The organism is Fusobacterium sp., assembly GCF_030528405.1.
Lineage (GTDB): Bacteria > Fusobacteriota > Fusobacteriia > Fusobacteriales > Fusobacteriaceae > Fusobacterium.
Window position 1 is genome coordinate 1 of sequence record NZ_JAUMYY010000029.1, and the last position, 22,179, is coordinate 22,179.

Here is a 22,179-nt window from a genome sequence, read left to right on the forward strand (position 1 = left end):
AACTACATAAAAATTTATTTGATTTTTTCATCAACACCATTTGACACAGAGCCAAAAAATAAAAAATATATATTAAAACAGATTACCATAATTAAAAAGCCAATTGCTGATTTTAAAAATCTTTACAATTGGCTTTTTATTATATTCTTAGCAAAATTTATTTTTTTATTGACCAGATATGCTTCATCAAAATAGGATAGTGCTCTATTAAATGTTTCAATATTACATCAATTGATGTATAGATAATCTCAACATCAAAATTATCTTCTGTTGATACAATACAACTATCTAAACATAAATCTCCAGTTTCAGTCACATAATATTTAAAAAGTTTATACTCACTATTTAGTTTATTAAGATATGTTAAAAGTTTTTCACTATCAATATCTTTTAATAACTTAGCTGCAATCTGTACACGAACTATAGTATAGATACTAATATCTGTAACTATAACAGTTGGTAAATTTTGTCCCTCAACTTCCATAACAGATCTAAAAACCGTAGTTTTTAATTCATCTTTTATTGTTTCTCTCTGAAAACATTCAATATTATTCTTTTTTAAAAATTCCTCAAATTTTTTTGCCTTAAAATTCATAATACCCCCAATCAAATTTTATTCTAATTTAGAAAAATATAATTTTTCCTCCTACTCTCGCTGTTTTAGTCCCTTCAGTATTTATATCTTTTTTTGCCGAATATGATTCTAATGAATTATTTATAGTTTTTGAATTATTATCATCGTTAGCTGTATTAGTCTTTTCTGATTGTTTTTTATTATTTTGAGCTTCTCCATTTTTATCTGTCGTTTCTTCTAGTTTTATTTTTCCAACTGAAACTTCATCTTCTGGTACAGAAACTATCTTAGATAATTTTGAAGTATCAAGTGCAAGGGCAAAATTTTGATTAAAATCTTTTCTTAATAATTCAATATTTTGAGCTTGAAGTGATAGAGATTTATTAGCTAAACGTTTCATATTTATTCCACCTTTAGACTCTACATAATCGTCTACATTCTTCTTAGAATACCAAGTATATTTTCTTAAAACTTTCCTTATATTGCTTTGCCCTAGTTCATTATAGATATTTATACCCTTAGCTCCTCCAAAACTCACAATATCTCCTAATTCATAGTTATTTCTTAAATCTAATTCATTTTTTAGTAAAGGTTGTGCTTTAGAAATAAAAGCGTAATTATAGGCATGAGATATAAGATTTAAGTTCATTTTACTATCTTGACCATTTTTATCTTTTCCAATATATATATTTAAAAATCCTGCACTTCTTATATTACCCTCTATTCTCATTGAATTTTTTCTAGCTGTATAGTCTTCTAAATTTGTAAGGGCTTCTCCACCTGCACCTTTTGTTTCAGCAAATGATTCAATATTTATATTAGAATTATCACTTGTAGCCAAGGTAATATTTTGATCTTCATCTGTTGTTTGTAAATTTGTACCTTTTCCAACTTTTACAGAATTATTAATACTAGAACTATTAATTACAGTACCATATGTTAAAGAAACAGCTCCAGCAGCATAAAGTTTGCTTGTAACATTTATTTTTGCCTTTGTGAATGCTTGATAATTTTGTTCTTTTGAAGTTATAATTTGTGCATTTCCAATATTCAATTTAGCATCTTTAATAACTGTATTTTTAGTTAGGGCATTACTTTTTCCTACCCCTCCATAAGCTGCCCCTTCTGTGCTAATATTTACATCTAGGTCATTGATTGCTTCAAAATCTACTTTTCCTCTTCCAGATATCTCTGTTTGATCTTTAACATTAAGCTCTGTTACACCTTGTAATGTATTTGTTATATTAATACCATTATTTCCTACAAATCCTCCCTTTACAGAGTCTGATTTGATATTTATAATATTTTTATCTAGTGCTTTGGCATTAATAGATTTTTCTACATCCCATTTTCCTGATATATTTAAAACTGTTCTGGATCTGTTTAGGTTATCAGATATTATTGACCCTCCTGCAACAAATCCTCCACCACTTCCAGCAGTTGAAGTTGTATTTTCAGAAGTTGAAATAGCATTTAGTGTAATTTTATCAGCTTTCCCTCCTTCTACATTTACTATTGTTTTTGATAAATTTTTTGAAATAGTTTTATTACTTCCTTGAGCAGAAATTCCTCCTATATTTAATGATGTGATGTCAGCTTGTGTACTTGTATTATTCTCTCCATAAATATTTAATGTTTCAATTGGAATATTAAAAATATTTTTACCTATATAATTTTGATTTCCTATGTTTACTAAAACACTAGTACTAGTTTCAGAAGTTGCAGTGTTTACTTCCCCACCTGCAATTCCTCCACCGCCATTTGAAACTGTTGAGGATTTCGCCATTTTTTGATTAGGATATAAACTTCCTATTTTTGCACCCATAGTAACATCTTTTGCTATAAATGTATTTCCTGAAGAAATATTTAGTTGCGCTTGACCTGAAGCTATTGCTTCTGATTGAGAAACACCAACATTAGCTAAAATAGCTCCTGATTCACTTCCTGTTCTTGCCAATATTCCCATTTTGTTTAAGGCTTCTATTTTAATTGTATTTGAATCAAATTTATTATTTCCATTTTTTATATTTATACTGCTGATTCCTTCATCTTTTGCATTAGCCACTACGCCAATTCCACTTGCTACACCTGCTGAGCCTCCATCAGAAGTTGCTGTTATTTTATTAGCTTTTTCAGCCTTGATATTAATTTCTTTACCTTCATTGAAGTCTTTATTGAAAGTAGAATTATCAATTTCAATTCCCACTGAACTTGAGTTTTTTGCCTTAGAAATAATAGCTCCTGATGCTACAACACCAGCTGTTACTCCAGTAGCTTCCGTTTTTAATTCAGAAGTATCTTTAGCTAATATATTAGTATTAACTGCTTGTAAATTAGAATTTTTAATATTAAGTGTTGTGCTACCATTTGAATTAGTTTCAGCATATGCCGCTCCCAGTCCTAAAAGACCTGAGATACCTTGAATAACTTTAGAATTTATTTTTCCTAAAATATTTGCCTCTACTTTTAAATTTCTATTAGCAGAAATATTAGAGTTTGTTATATTTATTCCTAAATTTCTTTTAATATTATTTATTGAAACTGCTCCTGATGCTGCTACTACTCCAGCTGTTCCACTTCCATTTGTAGAATTTACATCATTTTTTTCTTGTGCATAAATATTTACATTATTTCCTTTGATATAAGTATTTTGTATATCCACTACAATTCCACTATTAGCTTTCTCTCCTCTGTTTACTTCAACACTATAATCGTTATTAGTCTTTTCTATTCCTTTTTCTTGAAGCAATTTTAAAGTTTTATTATCAAATTTTTGCTTTTGCTCTTGATTAATTTCTTCAAAAATTTTTGATACATTTACATCTTCCTTATCTAGGACAGCTGTTCCAAAGTTATTAATTAGAACATTAGCCCCTAATGCTACTCCTCCTAATCCTGCATTAGCAACAATTTGCTTAATATCTCTTTCTTCTGTTGCAGAAATATTAGTATTGCCTTTTTCAGAAACAATGCTTGAATTATTTCCTATTCTTGTTAAAACACCACTATTGATAGTATTAACAGAAACTACTCCTGTGACAGCCGCCAGTCCGCCTGCGCCTCCTCCTGAATTTAATTCTGTTTTAATCTTATTATGTGCTTTTATATTGACATCAGAATTTCTAGCATTAAGTTTACTATTATTTATATCTAAAATAACTTTATTTGCTATATTGTTGACTGAAACTGTTCCAGAAACTCCAGCTCCTATAACTCCTACACCAGCGGCTACAATAGCTGTCTGCATATTTGTTTCATTATTAGAATTAACATCTAATTTATTACCGGCTGTTATATTTGAATCTTTTATTTTTACTATTGTTTCACTCTCATCCTTATTGACACTGACAGCTGCACCTATTCCAGCTCCCTTTCCGGCAACACCAGCTGATGCATTTCCTACAGAAATATTACTTTGATGTTTTGAAAGCATATTTACACTATCGTTTGCTATTATAGTAGCATTGCTTATATCTACTTCTGTTTTTCCTACCATTTTATTGACTGAAACTGTTCCAGCTATTCCAGCTCCAACGCCAGCACCAGCAACACCAATAGTATAAGAAGATATTCCTTGTTTTGCCTCTGCATCAATATTTATATTTCTACTTTCAATATAAGAATTTTTATCAATTGTTGTCTTTGTATTTCTAGTTATAATATTTGTATCAGAAGAAGCACCTACTCCTGCTCTTAAAGCACCAGCTGCACTTCCTAAAATACCTATACTGTTAGTATAGTCTCCTGAATGAATAGATATATTTTTTCCTATCAAGTTAGATTTTGTAACATTTACTTCTGTAAGTCCTGAAATTGTATTCACATTAATTGTACCACTAACTGCTCCCTGAACAGCTCCTCCTGCTGTTGCAAGTAAAGTTTTTATAGTTGAAGTTGAAGAACTATCAACAATTATTCCTTTTTTCTTAGATTTTTTTCTATCTTTAGCCAAACTACTATTTATATCAATATTTCCAACTAATCTATCCGTAACTTTTTCTACTTCTCCCTGAGTATCAATAGTATCTTCTGTTCTTTCTTCTGCAATAACATTTGAATTAATAAAGCCAGCTTTTGTATTTCCAGATATTTCGTTGATACTAGTAGATACTCCTACAGCTGCTTTTTGACCTGCACTAGCAAAACCACCATAGCTACTTATTGTTGCATCACTTTCAGCAATTACTCCTATATTTCCTTTAGCATGTAGATTAGTTTTTTCAATGGAAGCTGTATTATTATTTGTTATTTTATTTATAACAGTAGAACCAGTTAATCCAACTCCTGTCCCTCCAATTCCTACTCCTGCTCCAATTCCTATATTTTTAATTTCTGAAGAAACTTTACTCTTAACTAATGCATTCTTAACATTAGCATTACTATTTACTAAGTTTGCAGAGGTATTCTGTATAATTCTATTAACTGAAACTCCTGCTCCAATTCCTGTTCCTGTTCCTCCTGGAGCAACTGATATCACACTTGCATTTGTTGTTACTACACTGTTATTTTCAGCTATAATATTCAAATTAGTATTTTTTTCTTCATTTTCTCTATTAATATTTGTTCTTTCCACAGATGAATTAACTTTTTTATTTATTAATGCTGTGGCAGATGAACCTTGTACTGCAACACTTCCTGCTCCAGAAACTCCTCCAGCTATTGTATTCACTATTGTATTATCTTTAGCTTTTACATTAATATTACCTTCTCCAACTGTTTTTATATTTGAATTATTTAATCCAGCTTTTACAGTATATTTCGCATTATTATTATCAGAAGAAGCTCCACCTATATCTGTATAAGCTATAGTTCCTCCAACTCCAGCTTTTTTACCTCCATTAATACTTCCAGCTATTGTATTTAAATTTGTTTTGTCAGTAGCAGCTATATCAATAGAATTTACATTTTCTATATTAGTATTTTTATCAGCTGTTTTATCAACTAAACTTTCTGTTTCACTTGAAACACGATTTACAGCTATTGTTCCTCCAACTCCGATATTTTTACCACTTATAGCAGCTCCTGCAGCAACTGTAGTTATTGCAGAAATATTTTCAGCATTGACTCTTAAATTTAAACCATTAGTTGAAGATGAACTTAGATCAGTTCCTAAAATATAGGCTCCTGTCTTATTATTTGCATTGCTATTTGCAAGAACTGCTCCTACAGCAACACCTTTTCCTCCTGCAATCTCGCCAGCTACATTGACTCCTGTTATTCCATTATTAGCTTGAACATTTAAAGTATTTACGTTAATTGTAGAGTTTTCAATTTTAGATATAATTTCATTATTTACTTCTTGCCAAGCAACAGAGCCTGCTCCACCAAAGCTATTTGTACTTACAGCTGCTCCTGTAGCCACATTTACCATCGTAGTGTTAGATTGAGAATTTACATTGGTAGTATTAGCTGAAATATTTCCAGAATTTTTAATTCCAGCATTAAACTTGTTTTTAATTAAATTTACTGAAACTCCAACTCCAGATGAAGCCTTATTTGTAGCTGAGCCAGCAAGCGCCGCCGACACAATTACTGCACCATCTTTTTTATTTAATAAATTTTTATTCCCTTCTGTTTGATAACTTTCACCTGTTGCATCAATACCTCTCTTTGCTAAATAATCTTTATGATTTTGATCTATTTGCGATTGATATTCTTTAGCTAAATCTGAAGTAGATTTTGTATCTCTTGCAAGAACATCTATATTATTAGCATTATTAATACTAGCTCCATCTATTGTCGAATTAATAGAATTATCAATTTCATTATATGAAGCAGCTCCTTCAAATACTCCTATACCTCCACTTTCTCCTGTGCTAGTTATCCCAGCAGCCACTGCTGATGTTATTTGTGTTGTAGCTAGTATACCTTTAACTCCTACATTATTTATATTAGAATATGAGCCACCTTTAATTTCAGCATTAACTTTATTTTTTAATCTGCTTATTGATAAAGATGTCCCTAAAGAGCCTTTAGATTCTCCTAATTGTAAATTAAGACCTCCTGTAATTTGTGTGTCACTATTATAGGCTGTAAGATCCACATTTGTTTTTTCAGCATTACCATTTACTGTATTATTTTCTAAAACAGAGTTCACATTATTTTCTATTAGATTTACAGAAGCAGAAGTTCCTAATTGATGATTTTTTCCATGTCCTCCTCCATCTTTTGATATTGCTAAACCTAATCCAGCAGCTATTTGTGTCCCTCCACTTAGAGCTCCCACTTTTATATTTTTTGCTCCTGTGATTACATTATTTTTTAAGACAGCCCCCACGGAATTATTAATTTTATTTACAGCTGCAGCTCCAGCAATTCCAGCACTTATATTTTTCTCACCATAATCAACGAAATTCATATTTAATGCCGCTGCTCCACTCCATGCACCTATAAATGATGAATCTGTTGCTGAAACATTAAATGATTTTTTTCCTTCTGTGAAGTTAATATTAACTCCATCTATAACAACATTCGTATTTTTATTAATTAAATTCAAAGAAGTACTTCCAGCAGCACCAAGACTAAATTTAGGAGCTATTGAATTTTTTAAAACACTATTATTTCCACCTTGTTCTGAACCACCTAAATTAGAACCAAGACTTCCTTTTCCCTTATTTAAGAAACCTGTAATCTTATTTGTAAGCAGTCCAATAGTGTTTGCAGCACCATTTTTAACTCCGTCAACCTTATCACCAATACTGTCAAAAATTCCTCTACCGCCTTCGTTTCCAGCTTTTGAAATTCCACCTGCTACTGATATAGCATTGATTTTTCCTGTAGTTTTTGCCTCCACTTCAAAGGCTTTAGTATTTATATTAGCCTTGCTTGTATCCTTATCATATTCACTGCTTCCATTATCATTATCTTCTATGGCAACTTTATTATCAACTTCATAGTTATTAATAGCTATTCCAACACCAACAGCTGCATTTTTTTGCCCAATAGCTACTGCTCCAGCAGCATTTGCAATAGAAGTATCATTTTTACTACTTATAGAGATTTTTTCTTTGCCTGTTAAAATAGTTTCATCATCAATAGAAATAAGGTTTTTACTACTTCCTTGAATATAGCTTACCATTCCATTTAAGCTATTTCCTCCTCCACCAGCATTTAGAGAAGCTGCTACATTAAATATATTACTATTAGCCTTAATATCAAGATTTTTAGCTTCCAGCAATGCCTTCTCTTTTGTTATAACAGAAGAAGAAGTATTTATATTTTGAATATTCATAGAAGCACCAACGGCAGTTGAATTATTGCTACTCTTTGTAAGACCAGCTTTTCCAACTATTGTTACAGTTTCTGTTTTGTTATTTGAGTGAACATTAAGATTCTCATCGGCTTTAATTTGAGCATTTTTTCCAATATTTACCTTACTGTGATTTTGTAAATCTATCCAAGAAACAGAACCTGAAACAACTGAAGTATCCTTATCTGGATTTACAGCAGCTGAAGTATAAGTATGAAAAGTTGAATAATTACCTATTGAAGCAAAGTCAGAAGCTTCTTTGAATATTCCAGCTAAACTTGAAATAAAATCTTTAGTATTTGCTCCAAAGCCTTTTTCATTATCAATATTTTTTTGACTGATATCGGGTATAGAATCTCCAAACTTTTTCATTTCTTCTGTTAAATAATTTATTATTTCTGGAGCTGTTCCAGTTTTTGTCTGTCCATCAGACAAAGTTATTGTAATTTTTTCTCCACTAGTTAGTAAGTCTGGTTTTCCATCCAACTTCTTTTTAAATTCTTTAAGAATACCTTCTAATTCCTCAAATTTATCAGGATCAATAAGTCCTAATTCTCCCTTAAATTCTCCACCTTCTGAAAAAATATTTTGTAAATCTTGTACTCTTTCAAGTAATTCTCCTATCATTTTAGAAATATTTTTATATTCTATTTTTGATTCACCAGTTATATCAATTTTTCCTTTAGAAGTAATTTGAGTATCTTCTTCTATGTCTACTGAAGCATTATTTTTTATATTTCCATAAAGTAGGGCTGCTCCAACACTTAGTTTTTTATTTTCTTCCTCTCTAGTAGCTAAGGTTGCACTTGAAGTTTCTACATGGATATTTTGAACTTCATTTAAAGCTTTTATAGATGTCCCTAAATTAGATGAAAGTTTTGCATCTTTTTCTATTTTTATATTAGAAGAGTTATCATGATTAATAATAGTTGCTGATGCTCCTATATTAAAAAGATCCGTAAAACTCTTTTTAGTTTTCTCATCTTCACCACCAAATCTATTTTTTATAGCTTCCATTAACTTTTTAGTATGCTCTGATTCCATAACAACTTCATTTATTAATTTACCTGAGCCTATTTTACTTGTAGTATTTAAAATATTTTCCTTTATAATATTTTTTGAACTTATATCCAATTTACCAGAAGAATTTACTGTTCCTGCTATTTTTAAATCAGAAGAACTTTTATATTCAGAAACATTTGCAGCTATAATAGCATTAGCATTATCTCCAATTGTTCCTGCAACCTTTGCTCTAAGTGAACTTTCTGTTTCAGAACCAATATTTATATCTGAGTCAGATGATACTTTTGCGTCTTTTGTAATATTAACAGAAGATTTATTTACTCCCTTTGTTACAAGAACTGAAATTCCTACTTTATTATCATTTTTTATAGTTCCTGCATTTGTATTAGCGTCTATTGTATTCGAAGACTTGGCTTTTATATCTACATTGCCTTTGGATTTTATTTCTCCCTCTATATTTATATTAGCATCACTTTCAGTATTAACATATGCTGCTGCAATATTTGGAATTTTTCCTTCCGCTCCTTTTAAATATAAATTTTTTATTTTTAAAGGTGTAGTTGAAGCTCCCATAAGTGCTCGAACTCCACTGAAAGCATTAATATTTGTTTTTCCTTCCGATTCTAAAGTAGCATCTTTTTTAATATTTACACTAGCTTTACTTGTTAATAGACCTAAAGAGCCCTTTATGTTAATAGGAGAAATTGACCCTGTTAAAGCTGAAAGAGCAAACTCTCCACCTTTAATTACTCCTGGAGTGTCATAGTAGTTTTTAGAGCTTGCACTTATATCAATATTTTTCCCTTTAATTTTTCCAGCACTTATATCGACTTTAGCCTCAAGATTTGCAATAGCTGCTTCTGATTTATAAAATTCATCATCACCATCAACTTTCTTTAAAGAGCCGTTAGTAACTGTTGCTGAAATTTTAACATCCTTTGCTGATTCAAGCTCTCCTTCACTTTCAACACTGGCAATAATATTTTTTCTTATTAATGCCTCTCCACTACCTTTTATTGTATTATGTTTTAAATTTTCGTCTTTAGAATTTCTATCAGCATAAGCAGAAAGTATAATATCTCCTTTATCTGAATCTCTAGTTGCTGTAAGTACTATGTTATCTAAATTTTCTACTCCACTAATATTAACTAAATTTGAAAAGTCTACAACTCCTGTTTTTAATACTCCCTCTTTTGATATTTTAATCTGTGCTGCATCCACTCTAATATCATTAACAGCATTTATTTTACCATTAATTACAATACTACCACTTGGATTTAGAGGAATTGCAAGTTTTCCATCATCGGAAAAGATCTTTAAAAACTGCCCATTATTTTCAACACTTTCTAATGTTTTCTTAAAATCATCAGCTGTTGGAGTTAAAATATGTAGTGAGCCTGTATTAATAACCCCAGTTTTTCCAACAACCATTCCTTCAGAACTAAGAAAATATAGGTTTCCTCCTATTTGATTATTTTTAATAGCATTAACTGTACCGTCAATGTTTATTCTTTCTTTAACAAAGTTGAAAAGATTTATTGCCTCTCTTCCTCCTTTGCTACCAAAATGTAAATTGGCTATTTTATTTGCATCTAAATCAAAACTTTCAAAACTGTTAAATGCATTCTCACCTTTTATTTTTGAAGTTGTTATATCAAAAATATTTCCATTTTGTTGAACATTTGTTCCGAATCCCTCTGTGGCTTTTATTCCATTAGCACTTGAATTTATAGAATTTATCAAAAATCCCAATGTTGCCATCTTAATTATAGTTTTTTTAGAAAAACCTTTTTTTAATTCAATATTTACTTTGTCTTTACTCATTTTTAACTCTCCTAAAATTGATGATTTATTGTAATATGCAGTCTATATGAATCCACTTCAAAATTATTTATATTTTTAACTAGAGGAAATCCAAGACTTGCAGATATAGATGTCCCCTTTTCAAAACTTTTCTTATACCCAAGTCCTATTCCATATATTTTATTTTTTTTCAAAGCATTTTTTCCATGAAAAGATGCTGCATCAAAAAACAGAAAAGTATCTCCATAATTTCCTAATGGCATTGAAAATTCATTACTGATTGAAATACCTTTATCTGCTCCCATAAAACTTTCACTATAACCCCTTACACTATATGTTCCACCAGCATAAAATTGTTCTGCTGAAGGAAGATAATCACTAAAAGAATATTGGGCATCTAGTTTTGTACTAAATGCAGTTTTATTAGCAAATTTTTTCTGATACATCAAAAATAAATTATATTTTTTAAAATTTTTCTCTTTGCCACTTAAAAATTTAGCCCTTCCTTTTGAAAAATTATTCTTTGTGTATAGTATTTGATTTTCACCGTATGTTATCATTGATAGAGAGAAATTTATTTTAGAAATTTCATCCCTTACCCAATTAAAATCTAATATATCTGTTGAGGACTTTTGCTTTGACCAATCAATAGAAGTTTCTATTTTTCTTTTTTCATTTACTGATAAAGTCTGTGTAAATCCAAAACCATAACTTGATGATTTTCCTTTTACTTTTAAGTCTTTTAAATCACCTTTTATTATTTCAATTTTTCCATTAGAATATTGAAAGTTTAAACGCCCACCTTTTCTTGTTATAGGAAAACTATAGTAAAGTCCTACTGAATCTGTCCCCTTTGTTTTTATCCCAGAAATCAAAAACTGATCTCTATAATTAGTTAAACTATTATTAACATAACTAATACCTGTACGATATTCTCCTGTATTTTTTGAACCAAAATTATCTCCAAAAATAGTAAATTGATTTTTTTGGGGTTCATAAACATTCAGTATATAGTCTGTTGTTTTAATTTTTTTACCAGCTTGCATTTCAACTCTTATTTGTGCATCATTAGTTGCATTAAACCATATGAGATCTTGATTTAATTTCTTAAAATTAGAAATTTCTCCCTCTGCTAAGGATATTCTATTTTTGATATAATTTTCTTTCGTTGAAATATTTCCTTTTATTTGGACTTCTCCTGTTTTTCCTTCGATTAATCTAATTTCAATTTCTCCATTTTTTATTGTTTGTGATGGTAAAATTGCACGACAAACAATAAAACCTTTTTTTTCATATAGCTCATTAATTTTATTAATAATTTTATATAAATCCTCTATCTTTATTTCTTTACCTATATATTGCCTTATAATATTTTCAATTTCGATTTGTGAAAGAATTTCTGATTCATCTATTTTGAATTTATTAACTTTAAAAAAAATTTCTTCCTGTTCTTTTTCCTGAGTTTGAAGTAAATTTTTATTCTGTACTCCCTCTCTTATTTTTGTCTTTTCTTCTTCAAAATCTTTTAGCATTTTTTCTTTTTTTAAAATTTCTTGCTCACGCTTTAAAATAACTCCTGCATCATTATTTGGACTAGGGTTTATTAGTGAAGCTGCTAATAAATTTTTTTGTATAGCTATTGCTAAAAGAAAAATTAATACCATTCTTTTTCTAAAAATAAACATTATATCTCCTTTTCGTTCAAAAAATACGTATAGTTTTAAAATATAAAAACAACGACAAATTATATCACAACATTTTAAAAAAATCTATAAAAAATTTTTATAAGCAAATAATATTATTTTATTTTGTTAAATTTTAAAAACTATTTTGATAAATTATTGAGCAAAAAAATAAAAAGTACCTCTTGACAAGTGAGCAATTATTCAACTATAATAAATTAACAGTTGAATGTCTATTCATATATAATTAAGGAGATGATTATGAAGAACAATAAAATATGTGATTGTGATGTAGTCCATGAAGATATTATAAGAAAAGTAAAAGATAAGATGCCAAAAGATGAAACTTTAAGTGATTTATCAGATTTCTTTAAAGTTATTGGAGATGGAACAAGAATTAGAATTTTATGGGCTTTAGATGAAAGTGAAATGTGTGTTTGTGATCTTGCTAATGTTTTAAATATGACAAAATCTGCAATTTCTCATCAACTTCGTTCTTTGAGAGAGGCAAATTTAGTAAAATTTCGTAAATCAGGAAAAGAAGTTTTTTATTCATTAGCGGATAATCATGTAAAAGAAATCTTTGAACAAGGATTAATACATATAAAAGAAGAAAAAATATAAAATATATGGAGGTAAAATATGAAAAAAATTTTTAAACTAGAAGGATTAGACTGTGCTCACTGTGCAAGTAAAATAGAAGAAAAAGTTGCAAAATTGGAGGGAGTTAACTCAGTTATAGTTAATTTTATGACTACCAAAATGACTCTTGAAGCAGTAGATGAAAAATTTGAAAATATACTTATTGAGGCTAAAAAAATTATAAATGAGCTTGAACCAGATGTTAATATTGTGAAAGCTTAGTTTGGAGAAATAATTAAAATGGGAAAGAGAGAAAAAAATATTTTATTGGCTTTTATTTTTTTTATTCTAGGTTTATTCTTAAAAAAATATAACTCTACTCTTGGAATAATTCTATTATTAATTACTTATATAATTGTTGGAAGAGGAGTTCTATTAAAAGCCTTTAGAAATATAAAAAGAAAGGAAATATTTGATGAAAATTTTTTAATGTCCATAGCTACACTTGGAGCTATAATCATTGGTGAATATCCAGAAGCTGTTGCTGTAATGCTTTTTTATGAAGTAGGAGAACTATTTCAAAGTTACGCAGTATCAAAATCAAGAAAATCTATTGCTGAACTTATGGATATAAAACCCAAATTTGCAAATGTTATTAGAAATGGTAAAGTAGAAACTATTGAACCCGATGAAGTTAAACTGGAAGAAATTATTGAAATTCGTTCTGGTGAAAGAGTTCCTTTAGATGCAAAAGTAATAAAAGGTTATGCTACACTTGATACTTCTTCTTTAACAGGTGAATCTCTACCATTTGAGGTTGAAGAAGGGATAGATATATTAAGCGGCTGTATCAATATAAATGGTCTAATTCAGGCTATAGTTACAAAAGAATATTTCGATTCTACTGTTAATAAAATTTTAGATTTAGTTGAAAATGCAGCAGGCAGAAAATCAAAGTCTGAAAAGTTAATTAGCAAATTTGCAAAAATTTACACTCCTATTGTTGTTGTCTTAGCAATTTTACTTGCAGTAATACCACCATTAAGCTTTGATATTGGAAACTGGAAAGAATGGATCTTCAGAGCTCTTGCCTTTTTGGTTGTATCTTGCCCTTGTGCCTTTGTTATATCAATTCCTATGAGTTTTTTTGGTGGAATCGGTGCCGCTTCAACTGATGGAATTTTAGTTAAAGGTGGAAATTATCTAGAAGCACTTGCTAATATAGATACGATAATTTTTGATAAGACTGGGACTTTAACTAAAGGACTTTTCTCTGTGCAAAAAATAAAAATTTGCAATGAAAATTTTTCAGAAGATGAATTTATAGAGTTAGTTGCACTTGCTGAATCAGCTTCAAATCATCCAATTGCAAAGTCAATTTTAAAATATTATAAAAAAGAAATCAATCAAAACGAAATTCAAGAAATAAAAGAAATTTCTGGAAAAGGTATTAAAGCTAGGGTAAAAAATAAAAATATACTTGTTGGGAATAAAAAACTTGTAAACATTCCAGAAAACTTAAAAGTTGAAGAAACGGGAACCATTCTCTATGTTGCTATCGAAAATAATTTTGTTGGTTATGTTTTAATTGCTGATGAAATTAAAAGAACTGCAAAAGAAGATATTGAAAATTTGAAGAAACTTGGTGTTAAAAGCACTATTATGCTAACTGGAGATACAGAAAAAATTGGAAAAAAAGTAGCAGAAAAACTTAATTTAGATGAATTTTACACTAATTTACTCCCAGCTGACAAAGTTGCTAAATTTGAAGAAATTTTAACACGAAAGAAAAATTCAAAAAAGAAAGTTGTCTTTGTTGGTGATGGCATAAATGATGCTCCTGTTTTAGCGAGAGCTGATGTTGGTATAGCAATGGGAGGTATTGGTTCTGATTCTGCAATAGAAGCTGCTGATGTTGTAATAATGACTGATGAACTGAAAAAAATTGTTAGCTCTATTAAAATTGCAAGAAAAACTATTAAAATTGCAATCCAAAATATGTCCATAGCTTTTATAATAAAAGTTATTGCGCTCATACTTAGTGCATTTGGCATGGCTAGTATGTGGGAAGCAGTTTTTGCAGATGTAGGAGTAACAATACTTGCTGTTTTAAATTCTTTCAGAGTATTAAAAATAGAAAAATAGCACCATAAGGTGCTATTTCTTTATTTTATTATAAGCATTTTCAAATTCTGTAAAACTGATATTATATTTATTTAATTTAGAGATAAGCTGCTTTCCATTAGAATAGCCTATTCCTAACTCATTACCCAGTCTTTCTCTAAGCTCAAACGAATTTTTTTGAGCTATTAATCCATATTCAAAAAGTAAATTTGTTGTAAAGACACTATCTAAATTTTCTTCAAAGCTACATCTTGCTCTCTCTAAAGCAAGAATTATGTCCTTAGGTTTTGCATTTTCTATCCCTATATCCTTATTTTTTATACTATTTTTTCTAGGAATATAAGCATTTTTTGCATTAGGAAAATTTTTATTTAGATATTTTCTAATCTCTTCCCCAGCATAGTCAGCATCAGTCAAAATTATAAGCCCTTTATTTTCATAGGCAATTTTTAACTTTTCTATACTTTTATTTTTTCTCACGGCATGACCATTTACTTGAAAAACTTCAGCTATTACAGCTGCTTTTACAGCTGAAATATCATCTTTCCCCTCAACTACAATTACTTCTTTAATTTTTTTTTTCATATTCTCTCTCTTAATTATTTAGCTAGTTTTTTTAAGGTATCTCCAGTCAAACGATAAACTGTCCATTCATCCATAGGTTTTGCTCCTAAAGAAAGATAAAAATCTATGCTTGGTTTATTCCAATCCAAACACCACCATTCTAAACGTCCACAACCTCTGTCAACTGCAATTCTTGCTAGCTCTTTAAATAAAGCTTTCCCATATCCTTTCCCCCTATATTCAGGTAAAACAAATAAATCCTCTAAATAAAGACCTGCCCTTCCTAAAAAAGTTGAAAAATTATGAAAAAATAATGCAAAGCCAACTTCTTTATTATTTTCTAATAAAAAAATTACTTCAGCTTTTTGTTTTTTAAATATCCATTCTTTTAAGTCTTCTTCAGTAGCTACCACTTCATTTGCTAGCTTTTCATAATCCGCAAGTGCTTTTATAAAATACAAAATCTTTGAAGCATCTTTCTCTTCAGCAAATCTAAATGTCATATCAACCACTCCTTAAAATAAAAATTATATTGTTAACAAAATCTTTATTAAAACTCTGCATTGTTAGGTGTTCTTGGAAAAGGAATCACATCTCTTATATTTTGCATTCCTGTTATGTACATAAGCATTCTCTCAAAACCTAATCCATAACCTGAATGGGGAAAGCTTCCATATCTTCTTAAATCTAAATAAAATGAATATGCTTCCTTATCCAGTCCTAAATCATCCATTCTTTTAACTAGTAAGTCATAGTTATCTTCTCTTTGAGAACCACCTATTATTTCTCCTATTCCTGGTGCTAATAAATCCATAGCTCTAACAGTTTTTCCATCTTCATTTAACTTCATATAAAATGCTTTAATATCTTTTGGATAATCTGTTACAAAAATAGGTTTTTTAAAATATTCTTCCGCTAAATATCGTTCATGTTCACTTTGTAAATCTATTCCCCATTTAACAGGAAATTCAAATTTCTTATTGGATTTTTCTAAAATTTCTATAGCTTCTGTATAAGTAACTCTTCCAAAATCATTTTCTAAAACATTTTTTAACTTTTCAAATAAACCTTTTTCAACAAAGGCATTAAAAAATTCCATTTCTTCTGGACAATTATCCATTACATATTTAATAATATATTTTACCATAGCCTCAGCCAATTCCATATTTGCACCTAAATCAGCAAAAGCAATTTCAGGCTCTATCATCCAAAATTCAGAAGCATGTCTTGCTGTGTTAGAATACTCTGCTCTAAAAGTTGGGCCAAATGTATAAATATCCCTAAATGCTGCACAATAAGTTTCCCCATTTAGTTGCCCACTAACTGTTAAATTAGTTTCCTTTCCAAAAAAATCTTTACTTGTATCTACTGTTCCATCCTCTTTTTTAGGTAACTTGTTCATATCAAGAGTTGTAACCCTAAACATTTCTCCAGCACCTTCTGCATCAGAACCAGTTATTATTGGTGTATGTACATAAACAAAATTTTGTTCTTGGAAAAATTTATGTATTGCATATGCAAGAACAGATCTCACTCTAAAAACCGCTGAGAAAGCATTTGTTCTTGGTCTTAAATGTGCAATTGTTCTTAAAAATTCAAAAGTGTGTCTTTTATTTTGTAAAGGATAATCCAAATTAGCTTTTTGAAAAACTTCTATTTTTGTTGCCTTAATCTCTAAAGCTTGACCTGCTCCCTGTGATTCTATTAAAATTCCTTTAACTTTTATAGTTGATGAAATAGAAAGTCTTGAAATCTCTTCATAATTTTCTAAATTTTCTTCAAATACTATTTGTACTCCTTTAAAAAATGAACCATCATTTAATTCAATAAATCCAAATTTCTTTTGGTCTCTAATTTTTCTTACCCATCCAAAAAGTTCTACCTCTTTGTTTAAATATTTTTCTCCATTCCTAAAAATATCTTTTACTTTTAGCATTTTTTCCCCCTAATTTAACTGTTGCTTATTATCAACTATCTCTATATTTTCTAAATGACCCCTAACTTGATTTTTAAACTGTTCAAGATAAAGTTTTCTATAATGTTCTCTTTGAATTTTCTCTTCTTCACTGAGTTCTCTTTGCTTTGCAAGTCGAGAATAATAATTTACTTTCTCTATAATATTTTTCATTTCCATCTTTTTCCACCTTTATTTAAAACTTTATATCAAAAAATTATATCACTACTAAGAACTATTGTCAAAAATTCAATCTTCAAGTTCTTGTAATTTTGAGTTATTTATATTTATTACAATTCCCATTGCTATTGAAAGTGCTAAAAGTGATGAACCACCAGAACTAATAAATGGCAATGGAATACCTAAAACAGGTATCAAACCTATTGCAACTCCTATATTGATAACAACTTGAGTTATAAAATATCCTGCTATAGTAGAAGCCAAATACTTTCCAAAATAAGACTTAGAATTTTCTGCTACGTTCATTATCAAAGTAAAAAGTATAAAAAAAGTTATAAGTATTAATATCATCCCAAAAAGTCCCATTTCTTCACCAAAAGTAGAAATTGCAAAATCAGTTTCAACTTCAGGAATATAACTATATTTTTGTACTCCATTTCCATATCCTTTACCAAATAATCCACCTGTTCCAAAACCAACAAGAGATTGATAAATTTGATAAGCCTCAAATCTATCATAAGTATTTTCAACTATGCCATCTACAAAAATTTTAAGTCTATGATGTTTATACCCAAAATTTTCTCCAAATTTATAGAATAAATAAGTAGCAAGAGCTAGAAGCATAAAGAAAAAGCTTATAATTGGCCATATTATTTTATCTTTAATATCTGATAAGAATATTAAAAAAATTGTTATCATTATGTAGTGTATTCCTGTTCCTAAATCTTTTAAGCACAGTAATAAAAAAATAAAAAAACCAAGATATACCAGTATACTTGCAATGTTTTTTATCGGAGTCATATCGCTATCATCATCTTTTCCTCTTGCAAGTAAACTTGTTATCATTAATATATATGCTACTTTATAGAGCTCTGTTATTTGTAAACTAAAACCTTTTATTCTTATCCAGCCCTTTCCACCATTTATAATTGGAAATAATTCTTTATTTGGAAAGAATGCTACAATAGAGAATATTAAAAGACCTAAAATTAAAAACAAATATCTAACTCGTCTATTGCTAAAAATTTTAAAGTTTATTCTTGAACTTACTAAAAAGCAAGTAAGAGAAATAGAAAATATTAACAGATGCTTTAATATTTTATTAAAAACAATTCTACTATCAAAACGTAAAATAGCACTATAAAAATTGGCAAAGCCTATTAATATAAGAATCAAACAGATTATAATTATATTTTGAGTCCTCTTTTTAACATTATTCTTTTCTTCTTCTTTTTTCTTTTCCTTATTTATATCATTTATTTTTTTATATAGATTGTCTGTTGAATTATTTTTACTTTTATTTTTTATTTTAATGTTCATAAAGACCTCTTAATTAAAATTATTTTAGTATTTTATTATATCATAGCTTTGTTAGAGATAAAATATATTATTGACATTTTTTGTTTTCAGAAGTATTATAGATAAAGAAGTATAAGTATAGATGTGCTAGCCAAACCATCTCTAAAAAACTAGATTTTTTTATTTCATAAGAAATATTATTTTTTGTTTATTGGCTAGCTGATTTTTGTATCAGCTTTTTTTATATTTTAGAAATTTTTATTATTTTAAGGATATTATATTAAAAACTTGGAGTTAAATTTTAAGAATAAAAGGAGCAAAATGGGAATACGATATAGCAAAGTTAAAGGAAGATTTGCAAGAGAAATAGTCCTTTTAAAATCTTTTCCTTGTATCTATGGAAAATGTAGTTTTTGTAATTATATTGAAGATAATTCAAGTAATGAAGAGGAGATAAACCTTACAAATCAAGAAGTTTTAAAGAAAATAACTGGAGAATTTAAAGTTTTAGAGGTTATTAATTCTGGTTCTGTATTTGAAATTCCTAAAGAAAGTTTGGAGAAAATAAGAGACATTGTTTATGAGAAAGGGATTAATATTTTATATTTTGAGATTTACTATAGCTATATAAAGCGCTTAGATGAAATTATATCCTTCTTTAATCTTGAGAAAAAAGTCGAACTTAGATTTCGAATGGGGATGGAAACTTTTGATAATGACTTCCGAATTAATGTTTATAATAAAAAATTTTTTTTAAGAGAAGAAGAACTTAAATATTTATCCAATAGTATCTATTCTGTCTGTCTTTTAATTGGAACTAGAGGCCAAACAAAAGAAATGATTAGAAAAGATATAGAAATGGGATTAAAATATTTTAAAGCTATCACAGTAAATGTCTTTGTAAATAATGGAACCCTAGTTAAAAGAGATGAAGAACTAGTTAGATGGTTTATCACTGAAATGAAAGAGCTTTTTAATAATGAGCGTGTAGAAATTTTAATAGACAATAAGGAATTAGGAGTATTTGAACAATGAGAAATATTATTTTATGGTTTATAATGATGTTGGTAAATTTTTCATGTATAAGTTTTGCATATAAAAAATTTGGAAAAATAGGGCTATATATTTGGGTACCAATATCAACTATACTTGCAAATATACAAGTTGTTATGCTTGTAAGACTTTTTGGAATGGATGCAACCTTAGGTAATATATTGTATGCAGGTGGCTTTTTAATCACAGATATCTTAAACGAAAACTATGGTAAACAAGAGGCAAAAATTGCAGTAAAAATAGGATTTTTCTCTCTTATTTCAATGGCAATTATTATGCAACTTGCGATTCTATTTACACCTCTTGATATCCCAGAAGGTATAAAACTTTTTAATGGAATTAGAGCAATATTTTCTTTAATGCCTAGGCTTGTATTTGCATCTTTGAGCGCCTATCTTATTTCTCAATTTCACGATGTTTGGCTATATGAACTTATTAAAAGTAAACTTCCTAGTACTAAATATTTATGGTTTAGAAATAATGGAAGTACATTGATAAGTCAAATATTGGATAACTTAATTTTCACATTGATAGCTTTTTATGGAGTTTATCCTTTTGAAACATTGCTGCAAATTTTTATCTCTACTTACATAATAAAAACAATAGTTGCTATTTGTGATACACCATTTATATATTTGGCTGAATTTTTATTTAGAAAAAAATTAATTCCTGACTGCTAATAAAAAATAAAAGTATTCCTTTTTTATTTTCTTTGAAGTATTTTCTTAAAATTATATAATATTAGTGCAAAGCAAAAATAAGTTTCATAGGAGAAATTCATGAAAAAAACAACTTGGATAAAGACCTTTATAAACAATTTTTATATAGATAGAAGTTCAAAATATGATATAACTATTGAAAATATTTTAAGAAGTAGAAATTTAAATTTAGATGAAAATTTAGATTTTAATCCATTTGAGTTAAAAGATATGGAGCTAGCTGTTAAAAGAATCTTTGTAGCTATTGATAAAAAGGAAAAAATTTATATTTATGGAGACTATGATGTCGATGGTATTACATCTGTATCTATACTTTACTTAGCTCTTTCAGAACTAGGAGCAAATGTGGATTATTACATCCCACTTAGAGACGATGGTTATGGTTTAAACAAAGAAGCTATAAAATTTTTAAAAGATGATTCAACAGATTTAGTAATAAGTGTTGACTGTGGTATTAATTCAATAGAGGAAATAAAATTTGCAAATGAATTAAATTTAGATTTTATAATTACTGATCATCATGAAATAACAGCTAATATGCCTAAAGCTCTTGCCATAATTAATCCCAAGAGAGAAGAAAATGAATACAATTTTAAATATTTAGCAGGAGTAGGTACTGCTTTTATGCTTGTCTATGCATTATTTTCTAAAAAAAATAATTTAAAAGCTATAGACAAATATTTAGATATTGTAGCTATTGGAACAATAGCTGATATAGTACCTCTAGTTTCAGAAAATAGAAAGTTTGTCAAAAAAGGACTTAGGGCTCTTAATCAAACAAAATGGATAGGACTTAAACAACTCTTAAGAAAAATATTTCCAGATGATTATGAGTACAGAACCTACTCAGCTTACGATGTAGGCTATATAATTGCTCCAATTTTTAATGCGGCAGGTCGTCTAGAAGATGCAAAAAATGCTGTAAAATTATTTTTGGAAGAAGACTCTTTTCAATGTCTAAAAATAATAGAAGAGCTTTTACAAAACAATTATGATAGAAAAGAAATTCAAAATAAAATATTTGAAAAGTCAATAAATGAAGTTGAAAAACAAAAACTTTATGAAAAAAATTTAATCCTAGTTGCAAGTAAGACTTTTCATCATGGTGTAATAGGCATTGTGGCTTCAAAAATATTGGATAAATATTATAAACCCACTATTATTATGGAAATAAAAGAAGATGAAGGCATAGCAACTGCTTCTTGTAGAAGTATAGAAGGTTTAAATATTGTAGATTGTTTAAATTCTGTTAGTGACATTTTAATAAAATACGGTGGCCACTCTGGAGCAGCAGGTTTCACTATTTCTATGGATAAAATAGCTGAACTCTATGAAAGACTTGACAAATATATAGAGGAAAATTTTAATAAAGA

General features: G+C 28.6%; 14 protein-coding genes. 6 read left to right on the forward strand and 8 right to left on the reverse strand.

Annotated features, from left to right (window positions below):
- Positions 1 to 157: 157 nt before the first annotated feature.
- Genes Q4A58_RS05795 through Q4A58_RS05805 form a run of 3 tightly spaced genes read right to left on the reverse strand, consistent with a single transcriptional unit; the run spans position 158 to position 12,334 of the window.
- Positions 158 to 595, reverse strand: a complete 438-nt coding sequence (locus Q4A58_RS05795) for a histidine kinase (RefSeq protein WP_303117397.1) — start codon at positions 593 to 595, stop codon at positions 158 to 160.
- Positions 596 to 623: 28 nt separating this feature from the next.
- Entirely contained in the window at positions 624 to 10,670 is a 10,047-nt protein-coding gene (locus Q4A58_RS05800; protein ID WP_303117399.1) for a leukotoxin, read from the reverse strand.
- Between the two features lie 11 nt (positions 10,671 to 10,681).
- Positions 10,682 to 12,334, reverse strand: coding sequence for a ShlB/FhaC/HecB family hemolysin secretion/activation protein (locus Q4A58_RS05805; protein WP_303117401.1), 1,653 nt, complete (start codon positions 12,332 to 12,334; stop codon positions 10,682 to 10,684).
- A 258-nt stretch (positions 12,335 to 12,592) separates the two neighbouring features.
- Here Q4A58_RS05805 and Q4A58_RS05810 point away from each other — a divergent pair, with 258 nt between their 5' ends.
- The 3 genes from Q4A58_RS05810 to Q4A58_RS05820 are packed head-to-tail and all read left to right on the forward strand — an operon-like array spanning position 12,593 to position 15,058.
- The gene (locus Q4A58_RS05810; protein ID WP_303117403.1) at positions 12,593 to 12,955 is read left to right on the forward strand and encodes a helix-turn-helix transcriptional regulator; all 363 of its coding nucleotides are present in this window, start codon (positions 12,593 to 12,595) and stop codon (positions 12,953 to 12,955) included.
- A gap of 18 nt (positions 12,956 to 12,973) precedes the next feature.
- On the forward strand, positions 12,974 to 13,195 hold the full coding sequence (locus Q4A58_RS05815; RefSeq protein WP_303117404.1) for a cation transporter: 222 nt from the start codon (positions 12,974 to 12,976) through the stop codon (positions 13,193 to 13,195).
- Between the two features lie 18 nt (positions 13,196 to 13,213).
- Positions 13,214 to 15,058, forward strand: a complete 1,845-nt coding sequence (locus Q4A58_RS05820) for a heavy metal translocating P-type ATPase (RefSeq protein ID WP_303117405.1) — start codon at positions 13,214 to 13,216, stop codon at positions 15,056 to 15,058.
- Positions 15,059 to 15,070: 12 nt separating this feature from the next.
- On the opposite strand, the gene rnmV is transcribed toward Q4A58_RS05820, so the two are convergent.
- The 5 genes from rnmV to Q4A58_RS05845 form a co-directional block, all read right to left on the reverse strand.
- Entirely contained in the window at positions 15,071 to 15,622 is a 552-nt protein-coding gene (gene rnmV, locus Q4A58_RS05825; RefSeq protein WP_303117406.1) for a ribonuclease M5, read from the reverse strand.
- Positions 15,623 to 15,636: 14 nt separating this feature from the next.
- Positions 15,637 to 16,104 carry a GNAT family N-acetyltransferase gene (locus Q4A58_RS05830; RefSeq protein WP_303117408.1) on the reverse strand — a complete coding sequence of 156 codons (468 nt, stop codon included), beginning with the start codon at positions 16,102 to 16,104 and terminating at the stop codon, positions 15,637 to 15,639.
- Between the two features lie 47 nt (positions 16,105 to 16,151).
- Entirely contained in the window at positions 16,152 to 17,537 is a 1,386-nt protein-coding gene (gene asnS / locus Q4A58_RS05835; protein ID WP_303117409.1) for an asparagine--tRNA ligase, read from the reverse strand.
- Positions 17,538 to 17,546: 9 nt separating this feature from the next.
- Positions 17,547 to 17,735: a DUF896 domain-containing protein gene (locus Q4A58_RS05840; protein WP_303117410.1), complete on the reverse strand. Its 189-nt coding sequence runs from the start codon at positions 17,733 to 17,735 to the stop codon at positions 17,547 to 17,549.
- 69 nt (positions 17,736 to 17,804) lie between these two features.
- Entirely contained in the window at positions 17,805 to 19,055 is a 1,251-nt protein-coding gene (locus tag Q4A58_RS05845; protein WP_303117411.1) for an FtsW/RodA/SpoVE family cell cycle protein, read from the reverse strand.
- 300 nt (positions 19,056 to 19,355) lie between these two features.
- Here Q4A58_RS05845 and Q4A58_RS05850 point away from each other — a divergent pair, with 300 nt between their 5' ends.
- The 3 genes from Q4A58_RS05850 to recJ form a co-directional block, all read left to right on the forward strand.
- Positions 19,356 to 20,069 carry a radical SAM protein gene (locus Q4A58_RS05850; RefSeq protein WP_303117413.1) on the forward strand — a complete coding sequence of 238 codons (714 nt, stop codon included), beginning with the start codon at positions 19,356 to 19,358 and terminating at the stop codon, positions 20,067 to 20,069.
- The gene (locus tag Q4A58_RS05855) at positions 20,066 to 20,767 is read left to right on the forward strand and encodes a queuosine precursor transporter (RefSeq protein WP_303117415.1); all 702 of its coding nucleotides are present in this window, start codon (positions 20,066 to 20,068) and stop codon (positions 20,765 to 20,767) included. Before Q4A58_RS05850 ends, Q4A58_RS05855 begins: the two co-directional genes overlap by 4 nt.
- A 99-nt stretch (positions 20,768 to 20,866) precedes the next feature.
- Positions 20,867 to 22,179 (forward strand): single-stranded-DNA-specific exonuclease RecJ (gene recJ / locus Q4A58_RS05860; RefSeq protein WP_303117417.1); only part of this gene is annotated, 1,313 nt, incomplete at its 3' end.

Coding starts and splice junctions, on each gene's coding strand:
- Q4A58_RS05795 (WP_303117397.1), bottom strand. CDS start 595: ATGAATTTTAAGGCAAAAAAATTTGAGGAATTTTTAAAAAAGAATAAT.
- Q4A58_RS05800 (WP_303117399.1), bottom strand. CDS start 10,670: ATGAGTAAAGACAAAGTAAATATTGAATTAAAAAAAGGTTTTTCTAAA.
- Q4A58_RS05805 (WP_303117401.1), bottom strand. CDS start 12,334: ATGTTTATTTTTAGAAAAAGAATGGTATTAATTTTTCTTTTAGCAATA.
- Q4A58_RS05810 (WP_303117403.1), top strand. CDS start 12,593: ATGAAGAACAATAAAATATGTGATTGTGATGTAGTCCATGAAGATATT.
- Q4A58_RS05815 (WP_303117404.1), top strand. CDS start 12,974: ATGAAAAAAATTTTTAAACTAGAAGGATTAGACTGTGCTCACTGTGCA.
- Q4A58_RS05820 (WP_303117405.1), top strand. CDS start 13,214: ATGGGAAAGAGAGAAAAAAATATTTTATTGGCTTTTATTTTTTTTATT.
- rnmV (WP_303117406.1), bottom strand. CDS start 15,622: ATGAAAAAAAAAATTAAAGAAGTAATTGTAGTTGAGGGGAAAGATGAT.
- Q4A58_RS05830 (WP_303117408.1), bottom strand. CDS start 16,104: ATGACATTTAGATTTGCTGAAGAGAAAGATGCTTCAAAGATTTTGTAT.
- asnS (WP_303117409.1), bottom strand. CDS start 17,537: ATGCTAAAAGTAAAAGATATTTTTAGGAATGGAGAAAAATATTTAAAC.
- Q4A58_RS05840 (WP_303117410.1), bottom strand. CDS start 17,735: ATGGAAATGAAAAATATTATAGAGAAAGTAAATTATTATTCTCGACTT.
- Q4A58_RS05845 (WP_303117411.1), bottom strand. CDS start 19,055: ATGAACATTAAAATAAAAAATAAAAGTAAAAATAATTCAACAGACAAT.
- Q4A58_RS05850 (WP_303117413.1), top strand. CDS start 19,356: ATGGGAATACGATATAGCAAAGTTAAAGGAAGATTTGCAAGAGAAATA.
- Q4A58_RS05855 (WP_303117415.1), top strand. CDS start 20,066: ATGAGAAATATTATTTTATGGTTTATAATGATGTTGGTAAATTTTTCA.